Raw genomic sequence first — 14,653 nt, forward strand, 5'->3', positions numbered from 1 at the left:
TATTGATAAGCGTGCCTGAACAGGGAGATCGTGCAAGTAGCAAAAGCGGATCAAGAGACGATCATCCCATTATTGAGTGTCAAGGCGCTGCGGGTGAACAGTTACTGGCTCGATACATGGCATTATCGGCACTGGTAAGCAAACTGCCGGCACTGTCACCATTGGCAGGATATGAAGCAATGCCAATAGATGCGGTCACTCGCAGTGGGTACTCCCCCCATGGCAGTGGTGTGGCCAGAAGTGTGAGAAGAGACTCCCCAATACTCATAACGGTTGATCCATCGGTAGTATCATCAAGTAAAACAACAAACTCGTCTCCTCCTATACGTGCGCAACAATCGTTAGCCCGAAACCGATTTCGCAAACGCTGTCCCAGCTCAATCAACAGGGCATCCCCGGCATCGTGCCCATAGGTGTCGTTCACCGCTTTAAAGCCATCCAGATCGATAAACAACAAGGCAAACGCCCCAGCAGTGCGACGCGCACGGTGAATACTGCGCTGCAGTTGCTCGTTCAGTAAACTTCTGTTGGCCAGCCCGGTTAACGAGTCATACAAGGCCAGATGCTCTATCTGCTCTTGCTGGTGCTGACGTTCCAGTATCAGTGCTGCCAAATGACTAATCCGCTGTACTATCTGTGGCTCATGACTGTGAGGATGAGACTGATAACGCGGAAATATAGCCAACATGTTTTGCGAGTGACGGGGGACTACCTGAATGGGCATCAACCAGCAACCCGCCATTTTGAATTGCTTGGCCAGCACCAGCCATTGCTGCCAGTACTTACCTTTAGCCGGTCCCGCAAACACCTGTAGCTGACCGTGTCTCAGAGCGGACTTGATCACACGTAGCAGACGTTCATTTTGCAACGAGTATAATTGTTCACCGAAAGACTCTGGCAGGCTCGGACCATTAATGATTTGTAGCCGGTTGTCGTCACCCACTTGCAACACGGCTACCCGACACGACTCCAGCTGTTGCTCTAACGACACACAGGCATGGTCGAGAATACACCGAGTCGACTGTTTACCCGCAGCCATTTCCAGCATTTCTCGCTCAAGTTGTAACAAAGCCGAGGCTCTTTCACGCTCGGTGATATCCTGACCGGTATAAATAAGGTAACGCAGCGGGTGCCCCCCTTTCTTTACTGCTTTAACCGTCCAGCGAATGTAAATAGATTTGCCATCCGCGTTCGTCATATGACAATTGAAAGAACGTAACTCGGCCGCCTGCTTTTTGCTCTCGGGCAAATGTTTAAAGCTGTCCAGCCCCAACAGCATTTTCAGCTGCTTGCCCTGCAATTGGTGTTGGCTAAAGCCCAAGGCCAGCTCCGCACTGCAATTCACATTAACAATACACCCCCTCGCATCCGTTACCACCACCAAGGCACTGATGGTATCCAGCACGGTATCCATAAACCGCTTTTCTGCAGACTGTGCAAAATGTATCTTGCGCAGCGCCTGTTCTTTTTCACGTAAATAACGCTCACGGCGTACCGCATTGGTAAGATCATACAACTGTACCAATACAACACCTCCTCCGTTATGCAACGGGCGCAGCATCATGGAGTGATAGACATGGTCTTGACCGTCGGACATAAACTGGCTGCGCAGAGGTAACAACTGTCGATGCAGTTTATGGGACAGCAGCCGCGCCAAACCATGTTCACAGGCGGCTTTGATAGCATCCGACACAACCACAGGCAAAGGCACATCAAATAATTGTTCCAGCCGCTGCCCGTGGGCATCATCCGGATTGATACCGGTATAGCGCACCAGCCACTGGTTCCAGAACAACACTCTTTGTTGGGCATCCAGCAACATAACGCCGTTTTCTAGCTGCTCCAATGCCATCTGGTTCAGCCTAAGATCAGATAATGAGGATGCAGTTTGCATGACGTCCATCATTCAACAAGCTCAACCGGGTAATCTTGCAGGGCAGCCACAAACTTATCGGCTGACTGCACATCGACGATAAAGGCCAAATACCCTTCCAGATTTCGCTCTCGCAGGCTGAAATGAATTTTCATTAACATGATAAAGCTGGAGCTCCGCTCAGCAACTGGCAACAAATGACTCAACAGATGAGGCGTATCGATATTGAAAACCAGGGGTAAATCGGTTTGAATCTTCTGATTTAATAAATTAGCCAGCGTTACCAGGCAATTATTGAGAAATATATTACCCAGCTCAGCCAGAGTTTCCTGTTCCAGCTCTGATATTTCGCCGATCGACATGTCTTCGCCTAATATAGCGCGCACCAATTCAAGACTACGAGCTTCAGGAAACAACACTGCCGCTCTACCGCTCGTAAAACCGCTAAAATGCTGCATGACTCCCGCTAATACGCCGGGCATGTCACGACAAAAATTATCGCTGGCTTCGGCAGGGGACAACACTTGCAACTGAGGAACAGATAACCGTACTTCATCCCTTACCATGTTGGACAAAATATTGGCCACGCGACCGACGCCGATATGCATCAATTCAACAACCAGCTCATGCTCATCAGCCGTTAGCACTATGTTCATGAGTTAACACCAAAACAACGCATTCGCTCGTCAATGTTGATAGGTTTGCCTACCTGAAATAAGGCAGTAGGATTCTTATGGGTCACAAGATAAGTTCCATATGAGATCTAATTTAACCATTATAAACAAAAAACCCGCTTTTAAAATGAACAATCCATAAAATATTCAGCTTAAAAATCAAGCTTTCAGGTGATAAAATGACCTACATATTATCACAAAACAACCAGACTCATTTGGTGTTTATGTTGGAGGGGCAACGAAACTGTCGTATTATCAATCACTCATTGCTAGTATCCTCTGAACAGACTTTCCATTGGTTGAACCTTCATTGCCAGCATTCGTCACCGCACACAAAAAAGCGCATTCCAACCAGGTTTCACGCCGGCGGCTGCGGGTATGTCACGAATGTGACCTGCTATTAGCACTCCCCCCCTTGAAAACCGGTGAAAAAGCCGTGTGTCCTCGCTGCGAGCATACCCTGGTACGCCGCCAGTCCAATTCCGCCGAGCGCAGCCTGGCATTGGTCGTTGCCACCCTGATTACCCTCGTGTTGTCGGTGGTATTCCCCTTTCTGAGCTTTAGTATCAGTGGCATTGGCAACCGTATAGAGCTGACCGAAACCGCCTCGACCCTGATTGGCCTGCACCAGCCTCTGGTTGCGTTATGCGTGCTGCTTACCGTCATTATCTTGCCGGCAGTTTACCTGACGAGCCTGCTCTGGCTGTGCCTCGGCATAGTGCGCGGTCAGCCGTTACCCCGAAGCCGGCAAATCGCTCGCACCCTTGGCTATATCACCCCCTGGATGATGGCGGACGTATTTGTTATTGGCACCCTGGTAAGCCTGATCAAAATTATTGGCATGGCCGACATAGAGCTGGGCATGTCGTTTTGGACCTTTTGTGCTTATGCCCTCTTGCTGCTGCTCACCACACAGTCGGTAGACCGCGATTGGTTGTGGTTTTACCTGGATCCCGAGCACAAGGCGCCCTCAAATGTGGAATTGGGCGCGTCGGCTTCGCAGCAGCAACTGGCCGGCTGTCACACCTGTGGGCTGGTAAATCGGCTGTCTGACAATCATCCCCATCGCTGCCTGCGATGTGACGAGCCCCTGCACCCCTTCAAAGGCGTAAATAACCAGGCGACGCTGGCGCTGCTGGCCGCATCTATCGTCATGTATTTTCCGGCCAACCTGTATCCCATCATGGTCACTACCTCATTGGGCGATACTCAACCTGCCACCATTTTAGGCGGGGTACTCTTGTTTTTTCAGCATGGCGACTGGCCCATCGCGATGATTATTTTGACCGCCAGCATATTGGTGCCCGTCAGTAAAATGCTGGCCCTGCTGTGGTTGTGTTATATAGTGCGCCAACCATCCAATACGCTCAGCTCGCTCAGCCGGGTGCGCCTGTACCGCATTACCGAGTTTATTGGCCGTTGGTCCATGGTGGATGTGTTTGTGGTCGCCATTCTGGTGGCCCTGATCCGCAACGGCTCGCTTATGTCGATAGAACCAGGCGCCGGTGCCTTGTCGTTTACCGCAGTGGTGGTGTTGACCATGCTGGCCGCCATCATGTTTGATCCGCGCAGCATCTGGCAATCGGTTGCGCCCGGCCAATCTGTTTTAACCTCTCACGATACTTCGCCTAAGGAAAATCATCATGTCTGATACCCAGCGCGCCACGCGCCGGACCCAGCGTTCGCTTTCTCCGGTTTGGATTGTTCCTTTGGTTGCCGTGCTGATTGGAGCCTGGATGATTTACGACAACCTTAGTCGTCTGGGTCCTTCCATTACTCTGATCATGGATAATGCCGAAGGCATAGAAGCCGGTAAAACACTGATCAAAACCCGAAATGTTGAAGTGGGTAAAGTAGAAAAGGTCAGCCTGTCGGATGATCTGAGCCATGCAGAAATCGTTGCCCGCATGACCCCGCAAGCCGCAGGCATGCTGAACGAAGATACCCAGTTCTGGGTGGTCAAGCCACGTATTGGCCGTGAAGGCGTCAGCGGTTTGGGCACTGTGTTGTCTGGTGCTTATATCCAGCTGCAACCCGGTAACAGCGAGGTGTCTCTTGAGGTATACAAGGTGCTTGAACAACCGCCGGTGGCCCCACCCGACGCCCCTGGGTTGCGTATCAATCTGGCCAGCCAGGTGGGGAATTCCATCAGCACCGGCGATCCCGTCACCTATCAGGGCTATACGGTTGGCCGGGTAGAACACAGTCACTTCGATCCAGAAAAACGCGAAATGCGTCATCGCCTTTACATTCAGTCGCCTTATGAAGTACTGGTCACCAGTACCACCCGCTTCTGGACCGCGTCCGGCCTGGACATTCGTCTGGACTCCGAAGGTTTTCGGGTGAATGTGGCGTCACTGGAGTCTTTGGTGGGCGGCGGCATTACCTTTGGGGTACCCAACAATGCCTCTATGGGACGCCAGGCCAAAGAAGGCGCCAACTACGTGTTGTTTAATGATGAAGACAGCGCAAAAGAAGGTCGCTATGGCGACTATCTTGAATATGTACTGCTGGTCGACGACACGGTGCGCGGCCTTGGCAACAACGCCCCGGTGGAATACCGAGGCGTGCGCATTGGGACCGTGGTCAGCGTGCCCTGGAAATTTACTGCTCCGCAGCCCGACTCGCTTAGCCGGTTTGCCATTCCCGTGTTGATTCGCATCGAGCCACAACGGTTTGCCGACACCGATCAGGATCTTGATCTGGAACAGTGGCAACAACGGCTGGAGCAGATGTTCGGCCACGGTTTGCGTGCCTCGCTCAAGGCCGGCAACCTGTTGACCGGCGCCCTGTTTGTCGACTTGAATTTCTATAAAGATGCCACGCCATTTCAGCGTATGACCTTTGCCGAAAAAGCGGTGTTTCCCACCACCTCCGGCGGCTTTGCGCAAATTGAGCAGAAGGTGTCCAACCTGCTCGACAAGCTCAACAATCTGCAAATTGAGCCGATTTTAACCACCCTGAACAGTACGCTGACCAGCACTCAGCAAACCATGAACAAGGTGAATGACATTGCCGCCTCAGTCGACAAACTGCTGGCCGATCCGGCCACCGGACAATTGCCGACCAACGTCAACAGCACCATGCGTCAATTGCGCGATACCCTGCAAGGGTTTGCACCGGACTCACAGGGTTATAACGAGCTGACTCAAACCCTGTCGCGACTGGAAAAATTGATGCGGGATCTGCAACCTGTGGTGCGTACCCTGACCGATCAGCCCAACGCCTTGATTTTCGATAAAAAGCTATCACAAGACCCACAACCGAGGGCCAAGAAATGATATCCCGTTTGCTTAACCGCCAGGGCTTTATGCCATCGATTCAACCGCAGCGAGCCACATCACTCATGCTGATCGCAGGGTTCGTCCTGCTCAGCCTCGGTGGCTGTGCCGGCTCGGCTGCCGGCCCCACCACCTATATGCTGCCCAGTAGTGCAGCCGAACAACACTATGATAGCCAGCTGGCCATTATGGTGGCTCCGGTACGCATTGCTGGCCATCTGGACAGCGAAGGTATTGTCATGCAGCTGAATGACATAGAGGTATATCAGGCTCGCCAGCACCTGTGGGCAGAAGGCATTGGCCAGCAACTGCAGCAACAATTGCAGCAACGGCTGGCGCTCGTTCTCCCCCAGGCGCAGGTGGTAGGCAAGGGCCAACCCTTGCAAGCCAATTTACCGGTGCGCGATATTCGTGTGCAGGTGACTCGCTTTCAGGGACAGCAAAATGGCGACGCACTGGCCGAGGGCCAGTGGCAACTGCTTGATGGCTCGGGGCAACTGCTTAAACAGCGTCGTTTTAGTATTACCGAACCGCTAGAAAACGACGGCTACCCTGCACTGGTGCGCGCGTTGGGCAGCGCCTGGGAGCAACTGGCCGATACTCTGGCCGAAGAGTTGGTAGCAACTTCAAAATCTTAATGAAGCTGCATTAAGCACAACGTAAAAGGGACAAGCCAAGCTTGTCCCTTTTACGTTTGATACGCGTTTTCAAGAACTATTTAATCAAGCAGAGCCATCACCTCAATCACCGGCATCGGACGATAATAGTAATAGCCCTGAACCGTTAACGGCCCAAAATCGGCTAACAGATTGAGCTGGTCTTGTTGTTCAACGCCTTCGACCACCAAATTCAGCGATAACTCCTGTGCCAGTTTCACTATGGTTTTCAGTAACAGGAAAGCGCGGGCGTTTTGACTGGCTTCCACCATAAAGCTGCGATCAATTTTAAGCTCATCCAGCGGAAACTGGTGCAGACAAGCCAATGCAGAATAACCGGTACCAAAATCATCCAGCGAAATTTTAAAGCCCAGCGAGCGTAAGCATCCCAGCATGATGACGCAGTTATCTTTGTGGGCCATCATGGTGGTTTCGGTGACTTCCAGCTTAATGCACTGCGGTTGAATACCGGCTTGTGTTACACAGCCCAGCAGCCATTCGGCAAAATCTGGCTCGCTGAACTGGGGCGCACTTAAATTAATCGATATCACGGGCACCTCGGCATAACGTTGCCGCCACAAGGCGACTTGGACGCATACCTGCTCGATAACCCAACGATCCAGACGCACCGACTGCGCACTTTGTTCGGCTACCGGGATAAATTCCGCCGGCGACAAGGCGCCCAGCTTTGGATGCTGCCAGCGTAACAGGGCTTCCATCGCCATCACTTTGCCATCGGTCGGCCTCACTTGTGGCTGATAGTGCAGGCTCAGTCCTTCCCCCAGGCTGGTATTCAGCACATGATGCAGGCTGTGCTCTATCAGCAATTCACGGTGATGCAAATCGTGCTGGCGCTGATCAACAAACTGAAAACGATTACGCCCGGCCCGCTTGGCCATGCTATGAGCATGCTCGGCCGCTTGTAGCAAACCGGCATTATCCTCGGCATCTCGCGGATAAATGGCAATGCCAATGCTGGGCTGTAAACTCACCACACTGTTATCTGCCAGAATAATCGGCTGCGCCATCAGCCCCAGTAACTTATCGGCTAACTGTGCCATGGTGGCATCTTGTGCCCGGCTGTGGCGCAAAATGGCAAACATATCACCCTGCAATCGCACCAGAGTATCGGCTTCATCGACCGCCGCCTGCAAGGTACGCGCCTGCTGGCGTAAAATATCATCGCCCCAGGCCAGCCCCAGCTGCTCGTTAATCTGGCGAAAGCGACCAATGTCCACCACCATCAGTCCGATACGAATATTATTGCGTTCAGCTTCGGCCAATGCCTGATCAAGACGGCTGGTTAACAGCTGTCGATTACCTAACTGGGTAAGCGGGTCTTTAAAGGTAAAGGGGCTACGTTCGATATTGGTTGGCTGATAAGCACTCAGATCATGACCAATAGCCACCCTGTGAGTAATCTGTCCGGCGTCATCGGTCAGGGTATTAATGTTTAACCACTGTAAATACACTTCACCGGATTTACGACGGTTCCATACCTGGCCACTCCAGCACCCCGTTGCTTCCAGCTGCTGCCACATTTGGGCATAAAAGCTGGGATCATGACGAGATGACTGCACCAGATTGGGAGAGCGACCGATAGCTTCTTCTGCGCTATAGCCGGTAATGTCGGTAAAAGCCGCATTAACACGCTCAATAATGCCATTAGCGTCGGTGACCATGACCGATTCTACCGAGTGATTGAACAAATGCTGCAACAACTGGCGTTTAAAACTCAAATTTTGCCTGGCTGCACTCGATGATGTCGCGCTATCAAGTGGTGGTGAACCCGCATTTGCTGAAGCTGCCGGTTGCCGACTTTCCCTGTGTTCAGTGGTATTTTTCATTATCTGGTCATCCTTACCAAACTCGATATTGCTATTAGCAACGACAATAACAAATGTATCCAATAAGTAAACGGATTGTATCGAAAGTAGATGCGATATTATAAGGGAGATCACAAAGTTCCCTTTGACTCACATCAACCCCGTCACACAAGAGGATCAAAAAAGGCGCCGCAGCGCCTTTTTTCTTTACCCAGTTTTACCGCACCACTTCGCGGCGGTTAAAAATACTGTCGTTGGCCCGTAGTCTGAAGTTGTTGAGGATGTCCAGCATGGCAGAGGGGTTGGTTAGGCTACCGTCCTTATCTACTGGCCTGAGCCAGTCGGGCAGCCCGTCTATGGTCACCTGAATACCTTTTTGCTGTTCACCATAACCAGTCACCTTGATTTCTTGCATGGCCAACGTTAGCAGCTCAGGATCTAGCATCGGCTTGTGCGTGACTCTTGTCGCTTGTTCAAGCTCGTAATCGGTTACATTATCTTCCAGCACCGTTTGCACATCCTTACCAAAATAATTCAGCTTGCTGGCCATGGTACCTTCCTCGTCGACCTTGATTTCGGCGTCCATCAGGGTAACAAAGCCAAAGCGCAGAGTGTCGCTTTCCTTAGCCAGGGGGGTGGTGGCACCATTCACTCCCTGAGTGTCATCGTGATTTTCAATGGCCAACTGAATAGGCAGATTGAGCGCCGTTTCCGGAAAGCGCTTGTCCTTGATGAACTCCAGCTTGTCCGTATCACAACTAATCACATGTTTGCCGGCTTCGGGTTCGTCGAACGTCGGCACTAATCCTTTCAAAGCAATATCACTGTTCAGCGCAATGGAGGAATTGCCTTTCAGGCCACCGGCAAACTCACCGCTGAAGCTGGGTAATTCTTTACCCTTGGCATCCAGGCCGATCACGGTTAAGGAAGGAGCCACATCAAAGCTCACGCCGGGTTTACCTGCGTACACCACACCATCCTTTATATCGCCGCTTTGGGTTTCAACCACCTTAAGCGAAGCTGGCACGGTGCGGCCGATAATGGCGGTATCGCCATCTGTTTCGAGCATGCAGCCGCTATCGCTAATGGCATAAGGCGCGCAGCTATCCGGCACCATAGCCTGTATCAGCCCCACAGTGGAAATGGACTTGTCGCTAGTAAAGCTTGGCTTATTGCTTTGATTAAAGTTAACCGCTGGCTGTTTGATAATAGGACTATCATCCTTAACTTTTGCATCAGCAGTCAGTTCACGTATAACAATCTCTTTCAATTGAGCGCTGTAGTCGTCTATCCGTTTATTTCCTGCGCCATAAGCTTGTAGTGTAAGCCCTGCGTGCTCGCCAGCCTTGCCCAGCACAGTGCAAGATGCCGCATGATCGGCGTATATAAAACCATCTTTACCGCCACAATCGGCAGCAGACCAGCGCAGCTGTTTGGGCACAAACACCAGTTCAAGCTGATATTCCACTTCCAGCTTGTTTTTACCATTTTTGCCGTTATCACCTTTAATAGTCAGGGATATGGCTTCGGCCTTATTATAAGTCAGGTCTAACGGAAAACTAACTGCACTGCCTTCTTTCAATATTTTATTGCCGGTTTTAAGTGTTCCCGTGCCGTTCAGCTCAGCAATATAAAAATCGAAGTTAGGAGCAGTTTCTCCCAATACTTCTTCATTAAGAGTTATCTCATCATACACATGTGCAGCGAGAGAAGATTGCACATCCTGCTCGGTACACAACTTGCAGTTTTGCAGGCGAGTACCGTCAGACAGATAACAGCGCAAGCCCGGAGATGTTTCAGGTTTGGGATCTGCTTTTTTATCTACAAACTGAATACATTTATTTTTATCCAGCTTGGTATTAGGGTTAGTGTCTTTATCACTTTTCAAAAAATTATTAAAATTTGATATGGAGTTGTTATTCAACCCATCTTTAATATGCAGCATTGCGGGGCGTGAATAAAGCAGCGCTTCACTACAGGCCTCATCACCACAGGCATAGGCCGTAAGGTGATTCGCCTCAATATCAAAACTGAGCTTGTAGTGATGAACCTCACCTGAAACAGGAATAGCACTGTAATTAATAGAAGCGCTGCCTTCCATTTCCAGATCAACCACATTGACAGCACCAAATATGTTTGTGCTGCCCTGCATCTCCAATTCGCCTTCAACGTATACATAACCATAGATCTTGGAAGAGCCTTCAAGCTCTGCTTCGCCGTCATCGTCGCCGTCACCATATACAAAGGCAAGTACCGGATTTTCACTGGTACCCAGTTCAGTACTACCCTGTAACTCTAAATCTTCTTCAATATAAAAGGTTGTGAGTTCATCCCCATGTGGTATTACTCTGGCGCTGCCCTGTAAGTCAACCTCTTCATACCAGTATGTGCCGGCATCAAGATATAGTCTGGTACTACCAGATAATTCAAGAGATTTTGCTTGTACTGCGCCATAAAGCTTACTACTGCCTTGCAGTTCAAAGTCGCCGTAAGATTTTACATTTCCATACCAGGTGGCGCTGCTACCCAGCTTTACCTGATCATCATCGTAATGAAATATGTTCACTTTTTGTGACGGGCTGCCCACCTGATTACTGATGGAGACATCAACATTGTCTTTAACGTAAAAGTTAACCTCACCATTCCCATTAATGATAATTTTGCTGCTACCGGACAATTTCAATGAGTCTAACCAATAATTACCGCTATCAAGGTAAATAATTGAACTACCCTGCGCCGACAAGTCTCCTTTTATTAGCACGTCACCAGTGTTGGCAATATGCAATCTGCAACTTCCCTGCGCTTCAACTTTTTCATATTCCTCACGATCATACCTAATCGTTCCGGAGCCACTACACTTTGCCTCGAAAGATGAATTGGTTTTTTTAAAGGCTGGAAGCTCAAATGGAGAACGATTAAATTTAGGAAGCGAATAAGGTGTTGTAATGTCACCTGAGATAGTACAATTTTTGTTATCACACTGACCTTTTAGATCATCTTTCTTTCTAAAATCAAGCACACCATTATTGGTACCATTAATACTGGTACTCCAACTCATCTCCACTTCACCGTTTTTATCATGGCTTTGGGCGGCATAGGGGAAGAGTTCAGCAACAGTGGATGCCAGCGTCGGTGCCGAGGCAAGCAAAGCGGTCAAGTAAAAAAGTGCATATTTGTTCATTCAATCACCTCGACTTCGATATGACGGACCACGGTCAGGCCGCTACCGGTGCAGGTGCCGGTGGCAATCACCCGCACCTGTGTCACACCGGCAGTTGTTGTGGGGGGGGAACTGCTGGCTTCACCTTCACAGCCAGCAATATTTGCGGTAATGCGTTCGTTTTGTGTAATGGTATCCAGCAGGTCGAAGACCTTTCGCTCCAGCAAGGACTCAGCAGCGAGCCGGGCTTTGAGGACCTGCACTTCGTATACCAGCTGGCGGCTGCTCTGGCCCGACAGGGTGACCATGGCGGCCATCAAGGCAGACAGAATCAGCATGATAAACAACACGCTGAGCAGCATGCTGCCGGCCTGTTGCGGGTTAAGGCGCATAGGTCACCTGCAGTTGTCCGGGTAACACCAGGTCACCGTCTCGGGTGGTCAATACAAGCTCCATTTGTATCAGTTGACTGAGCCTATCGTAGTCCAGAAAGACCTTGTCTCCTGTGATCCCGATCAACATCAGCACCCCGTCATTCCAGTTTTCGCCGGTTTTGTTTTGACGATACAGGCGGCCATTGTCCACGCAAAAACGCACCTGCTCAGGCTTTAGCAGGGTGTAGCGCTGACCAACCCCTTCGCGGCTGAAGGTAATATCATCAGATGTATTGAAAATATCACTAAAACGAAAACTGTTGCCGACAGGTTCATTATCTATTTGATACACATCATCGGGTATAACTGCCGGATAGTCTTTCCATATATCTTCCCCACTGGCAGTCCGAATGGCCATATAGCGGCCTTGCATATTGTCACTTACACTCAGCGGTTTAATAAAGGTAGCCAAGTTATTTCTCACCAAACCGGTATAGGTGCCCGCAGCCAGGGCAGGCACAAAGGAAAGGCAGCGATTGCTGTCACTGCGGTACACGCTGGGGCCATAGGCCACGGCCAGCTCCCGGCGCAGGCGCTCCAGGGTGAAACGGGCACCGGCTAAGGCCTGAGCCCGCTCGGCACCGCCCATATAGCTTTCGGCCATTTGAGCAATAAAACGGGTGCCGAACAGGGCGCTGATGCCAATCAGCACCATGACGATCACCAGCTCCAGCAGAGTAAAACCGCGCGCCTTCATCGAATGTTGTACCTGTGCAGAATAAAGGAGAGAGTATCGCCCTGATCGATACTGATCTTAATGTCTACCTGTTTGAAAATATTGGCGGGATCATCATCATTAAGCGCAACACAGGTTTCTATTGTAAAGCGTCGATAAAGCTGTATTTGTGGTAAATTCAGTTCAGCCGCCAGCTTCTCGCCATCAATATCGCCCTTAGCTCCATTTTCACTGTTATTACACCAAAGCTGAAAGTCGTCTACTGCGATAAAATTCGTTAGCTTAGGATTAGCTATTGCCTGAGTCGACGGCGAATTACTACAAGCACCGGCATTACAACGCTCTTGTGCCGCTGGATTATTGTTGACGTCATATTTCACCGCCAGCACTTGTTCGGCCAAGGCTTCGGCTAACGACACGGCTCTAAACTGAAACACCGGATCGAGTTGACGAGATTGGCTGAGATAAAACAGCGTGACCCCGAGCATCACTATTGCCAGTAACGCCAAACCCAGCACAAACTCCAATAAGCTGATGCCTGCCTGTTTAAACGTTAAGCCAGATAGATTAGGTAATGAAGGAGTATTAAGGGCCATGAATATAGCCCTCGGGTTCAATATAAACGGCTTTGTCACCGATAGTGATGTTCAAAGTTGTTGGTAATTGTTCTGTGCCGATAAAGGGGCGACCTAGCAAGCTCGCTTCCGTTAAAAATTCTTTATCTTCATCTTCAGCGGCCTCTTGGCCAAATTGCAGAATGAAAGGCAAGGTGTGATTGGCGGTAATATTGATGTCTCTGGCACCCACAAAATATCCCTGCTGTTCTTGCTGTCTTATTGTATCGCTGTCTAACAGTTGCGTTTTACACTCTGCAGCCATCGAGAAGCCTAGCTTGGTAATCACCACTTTAGCACAACGAGATATGTCGGGATTTTCGGTGACCGCTTGCGGATCGTTCATGGCGCGCAATTGCGCCTGGCGCAACAAACCCACCAGTTTATCGGCCTGCAGCCGTTCTTTAAATTGATTACCTACCATCAAGCGCGGGGCAACCACAGCCCCTAGAATGCCAATCAATACCAGCACCAATACCAGCTCGATCAGGGTAAAGCCTGAGTGCTTATGATCGCAGCTAGGTAGAATATGGAAACTTGGTTGGCTCAAGTAAGCATCTCATTATCAATCATGGCGAGCATCCTGGTAGTAAGTACTTGATCTTGGATTATGAGGTAACGTGAGTCTATTTATATAGATAGTTATGTTTTTTAAATTTTATCCGACGTCCTGGTTTAGCCCCTAACCATTAAGCCAAACCATGATGCCTGAAATAAGGCGGCCGCAGCCGCCCCGTGATGTTTAGCATGTACTTTTATCAATAGTAATTGCAGGTCTCTTACCTTCCTCTGCATTTTCATATTTGACTGCACATGTGGACACTGCTTCATTACCGCCATCTACCTCTTCGGCTCTCGCCTTTGGAGATATCAATACAGAACCATCATCATCCGCAGCCGTAGCAACATATTCAGCATCATTACCTGTATTTTTAATCTCTAATGTATTTACTATTTCATTCGCAGTTGGATAACCATAAGCTAATTTCATTGCAGCTCCGGTACCAGATTGTTCAGAAGTAAGATCACCATCTTCTTTTTTATCTTCACCGGCCAAAATAGCTTTGGTATTGATCAAGGTTGCTGCTGATTCCATGGAGCTTTTCACGGCCTGTAGGTTGGCACCATAAGCATCACCTTGCAGGTTCAAAAACTTGGGCGCCGCTACTGCACCTAAAATACCTAAAATCACGATCACGATCACTAATTCTATCAGGGTAAAACCCGCGCTTTTTCTCATGCTTTATTTCCTTAGCTTTATGGTTAATTAAACATTGTGCCCTGATGGCAACCAGGCCTCAGGGTGAAATATGCTATTGCTAGTCATGGCCCGATCATACTGTTCCACCTGAGGCCATCCCTTTACCCATAAGTCCTTGAATGAGTATCATCAATGCCACTGAACAACAGGTGTAGCGACGAGTGACATGACGAATTGGGTTGAGCAGGAGTTTGCCAC

General features: G+C 49.8%; 12 protein-coding genes. 3 read left to right on the forward strand and 9 right to left on the reverse strand.

Annotated elements, in window-relative coordinates:
• Nucleotides 1-79: 79 nt before the first annotated feature.
• Both IEW52_RS14795 and IEW52_RS14800 read right to left on the reverse strand, forming a co-directional pair.
• Nucleotides 80-1,894, reverse strand: a complete 1,815-nt coding sequence (locus IEW52_RS14795; RefSeq protein WP_188630856.1) for a diguanylate cyclase domain-containing protein — start codon at nt 1,892-1,894, stop codon at nt 80-82.
• A gap of 8 nt (nt 1,895-1,902) precedes the next feature.
• Entirely contained in the window at nt 1,903-2,529 is a 627-nt protein-coding gene (locus IEW52_RS14800; RefSeq protein WP_188630857.1) for a chemotaxis protein CheX, read from the reverse strand.
• 313 nt (nt 2,530-2,842) lie between these two features.
• On the opposite strand from IEW52_RS14800, the gene IEW52_RS14805 reads away from it, so the two are divergent.
• The 3 genes from IEW52_RS14805 to IEW52_RS14815 are packed head-to-tail and all read left to right on the forward strand — an operon-like array spanning nt 2,843 to nt 6,466.
• Entirely contained in the window at nt 2,843-4,198 is a 1,356-nt protein-coding gene (locus tag IEW52_RS14805; RefSeq protein ID WP_188630858.1) for a paraquat-inducible protein A, read from the forward strand.
• A complete protein-coding gene (pqiB, locus tag IEW52_RS14810; protein WP_188630859.1) occupies nt 4,191-5,828 on the forward strand; it encodes an intermembrane transport protein PqiB in 1,638 nt (545 codons plus the stop codon). The genes IEW52_RS14805 and pqiB overlap by 8 nt, the downstream gene beginning before the upstream one ends.
• On the forward strand, nt 5,825-6,466 hold the full coding sequence (locus tag IEW52_RS14815; protein ID WP_229667980.1) for a PqiC family protein: 642 nt from the start codon (nt 5,825-5,827) through the stop codon (nt 6,464-6,466). The genes pqiB and IEW52_RS14815 overlap by 4 nt, the downstream gene beginning before the upstream one ends.
• Before the next feature lie 80 nt (nt 6,467-6,546).
• On the opposite strand, the gene IEW52_RS14820 is transcribed toward IEW52_RS14815, so the two are convergent.
• From IEW52_RS14820 to IEW52_RS15930, 7 genes are all read right to left on the reverse strand, one after another.
• Entirely contained in the window at nt 6,547-8,223 is a 1,677-nt protein-coding gene (locus IEW52_RS14820) for a putative bifunctional diguanylate cyclase/phosphodiesterase (RefSeq protein ID WP_229667981.1), read from the reverse strand.
• Between the two features lie 304 nt (nt 8,224-8,527).
• Nucleotides 8,528-11,491: a DUF7305 domain-containing protein gene (locus IEW52_RS14825; RefSeq protein ID WP_188630861.1), complete on the reverse strand. Its 2,964-nt coding sequence runs from the start codon at nt 11,489-11,491 to the stop codon at nt 8,528-8,530.
• The gene (locus tag IEW52_RS14830) at nt 11,488-11,862 is read right to left on the reverse strand and encodes a type IV pilus modification PilV family protein (RefSeq protein ID WP_188630862.1); all 375 of its coding nucleotides are present in this window, start codon (nt 11,860-11,862) and stop codon (nt 11,488-11,490) included. Before IEW52_RS14830 ends, IEW52_RS14825 begins: the two co-directional genes overlap by 4 nt.
• Nucleotides 11,852-12,601: a PulJ/GspJ family protein gene (locus IEW52_RS14835; RefSeq protein WP_188630863.1), complete on the reverse strand. Its 750-nt coding sequence runs from the start codon at nt 12,599-12,601 to the stop codon at nt 11,852-11,854. The genes IEW52_RS14830 and IEW52_RS14835 overlap by 11 nt, the downstream gene beginning before the upstream one ends.
• On the reverse strand, nt 12,598-13,176 hold the full coding sequence (locus IEW52_RS14840) for a type IV pilus modification PilV family protein (RefSeq protein ID WP_188630864.1): 579 nt from the start codon (nt 13,174-13,176) through the stop codon (nt 12,598-12,600). Before IEW52_RS14840 ends, IEW52_RS14835 begins: the two co-directional genes overlap by 4 nt.
• Nucleotides 13,166-13,744: a prepilin-type N-terminal cleavage/methylation domain-containing protein gene (locus tag IEW52_RS14845; RefSeq protein ID WP_229667982.1), complete on the reverse strand. Its 579-nt coding sequence runs from the start codon at nt 13,742-13,744 to the stop codon at nt 13,166-13,168. Before IEW52_RS14845 ends, IEW52_RS14840 begins: the two co-directional genes overlap by 11 nt.
• 192 nt (nt 13,745-13,936) lie before the next feature.
• Nucleotides 13,937-14,434, reverse strand: coding sequence for a type II secretion system protein (locus tag IEW52_RS15930; RefSeq protein ID WP_188630865.1), 498 nt, complete (start codon nt 14,432-14,434; stop codon nt 13,937-13,939).
• Between the last annotated feature and the right edge of the window lie 219 nt (nt 14,435-14,653).

Source organism: Oceanisphaera marina (assembly GCF_014643915.1).
Classification (GTDB): Bacteria; Pseudomonadota; Gammaproteobacteria; order Enterobacterales; family Aeromonadaceae; genus Oceanimonas; species Oceanimonas marina.

What these genes read in the sequence shown, in the direction of transcription:
- pqiB (WP_188630859.1), top strand. Translation starts at nt 4,191, where the DNA reads ATGTCTGATACCCAGCGCGCCACGCGCCGGACCCAGCGTTCGCTTTCT.
- IEW52_RS14795 (WP_188630856.1), bottom strand. Translation starts at nt 1,894, where the DNA reads ATGCAAACTGCATCCTCATTATCTGATCTTAGGCTGAACCAGATGGCA.
- IEW52_RS15930 (WP_188630865.1), bottom strand. Translation starts at nt 14,434, where the DNA reads ATGAGAAAAAGCGCGGGTTTTACCCTGATAGAATTAGTGATCGTGATC.
- IEW52_RS14830 (WP_188630862.1), bottom strand. Translation starts at nt 11,862, where the DNA reads ATGCGCCTTAACCCGCAACAGGCCGGCAGCATGCTGCTCAGCGTGTTG.
- IEW52_RS14840 (WP_188630864.1), bottom strand. Translation starts at nt 13,176, where the DNA reads ATGGCCCTTAATACTCCTTCATTACCTAATCTATCTGGCTTAACGTTT.
- IEW52_RS14835 (WP_188630863.1), bottom strand. Translation starts at nt 12,601, where the DNA reads ATGAAGGCGCGCGGTTTTACTCTGCTGGAGCTGGTGATCGTCATGGTG.
- IEW52_RS14815 (WP_229667980.1), top strand. Translation starts at nt 5,825, where the DNA reads ATGATATCCCGTTTGCTTAACCGCCAGGGCTTTATGCCATCGATTCAA.
- IEW52_RS14800 (WP_188630857.1), bottom strand. Translation starts at nt 2,529, where the DNA reads ATGAACATAGTGCTAACGGCTGATGAGCATGAGCTGGTTGTTGAATTG.
- IEW52_RS14825 (WP_188630861.1), bottom strand. Translation starts at nt 11,491, where the DNA reads ATGAACAAATATGCACTTTTTTACTTGACCGCTTTGCTTGCCTCGGCA.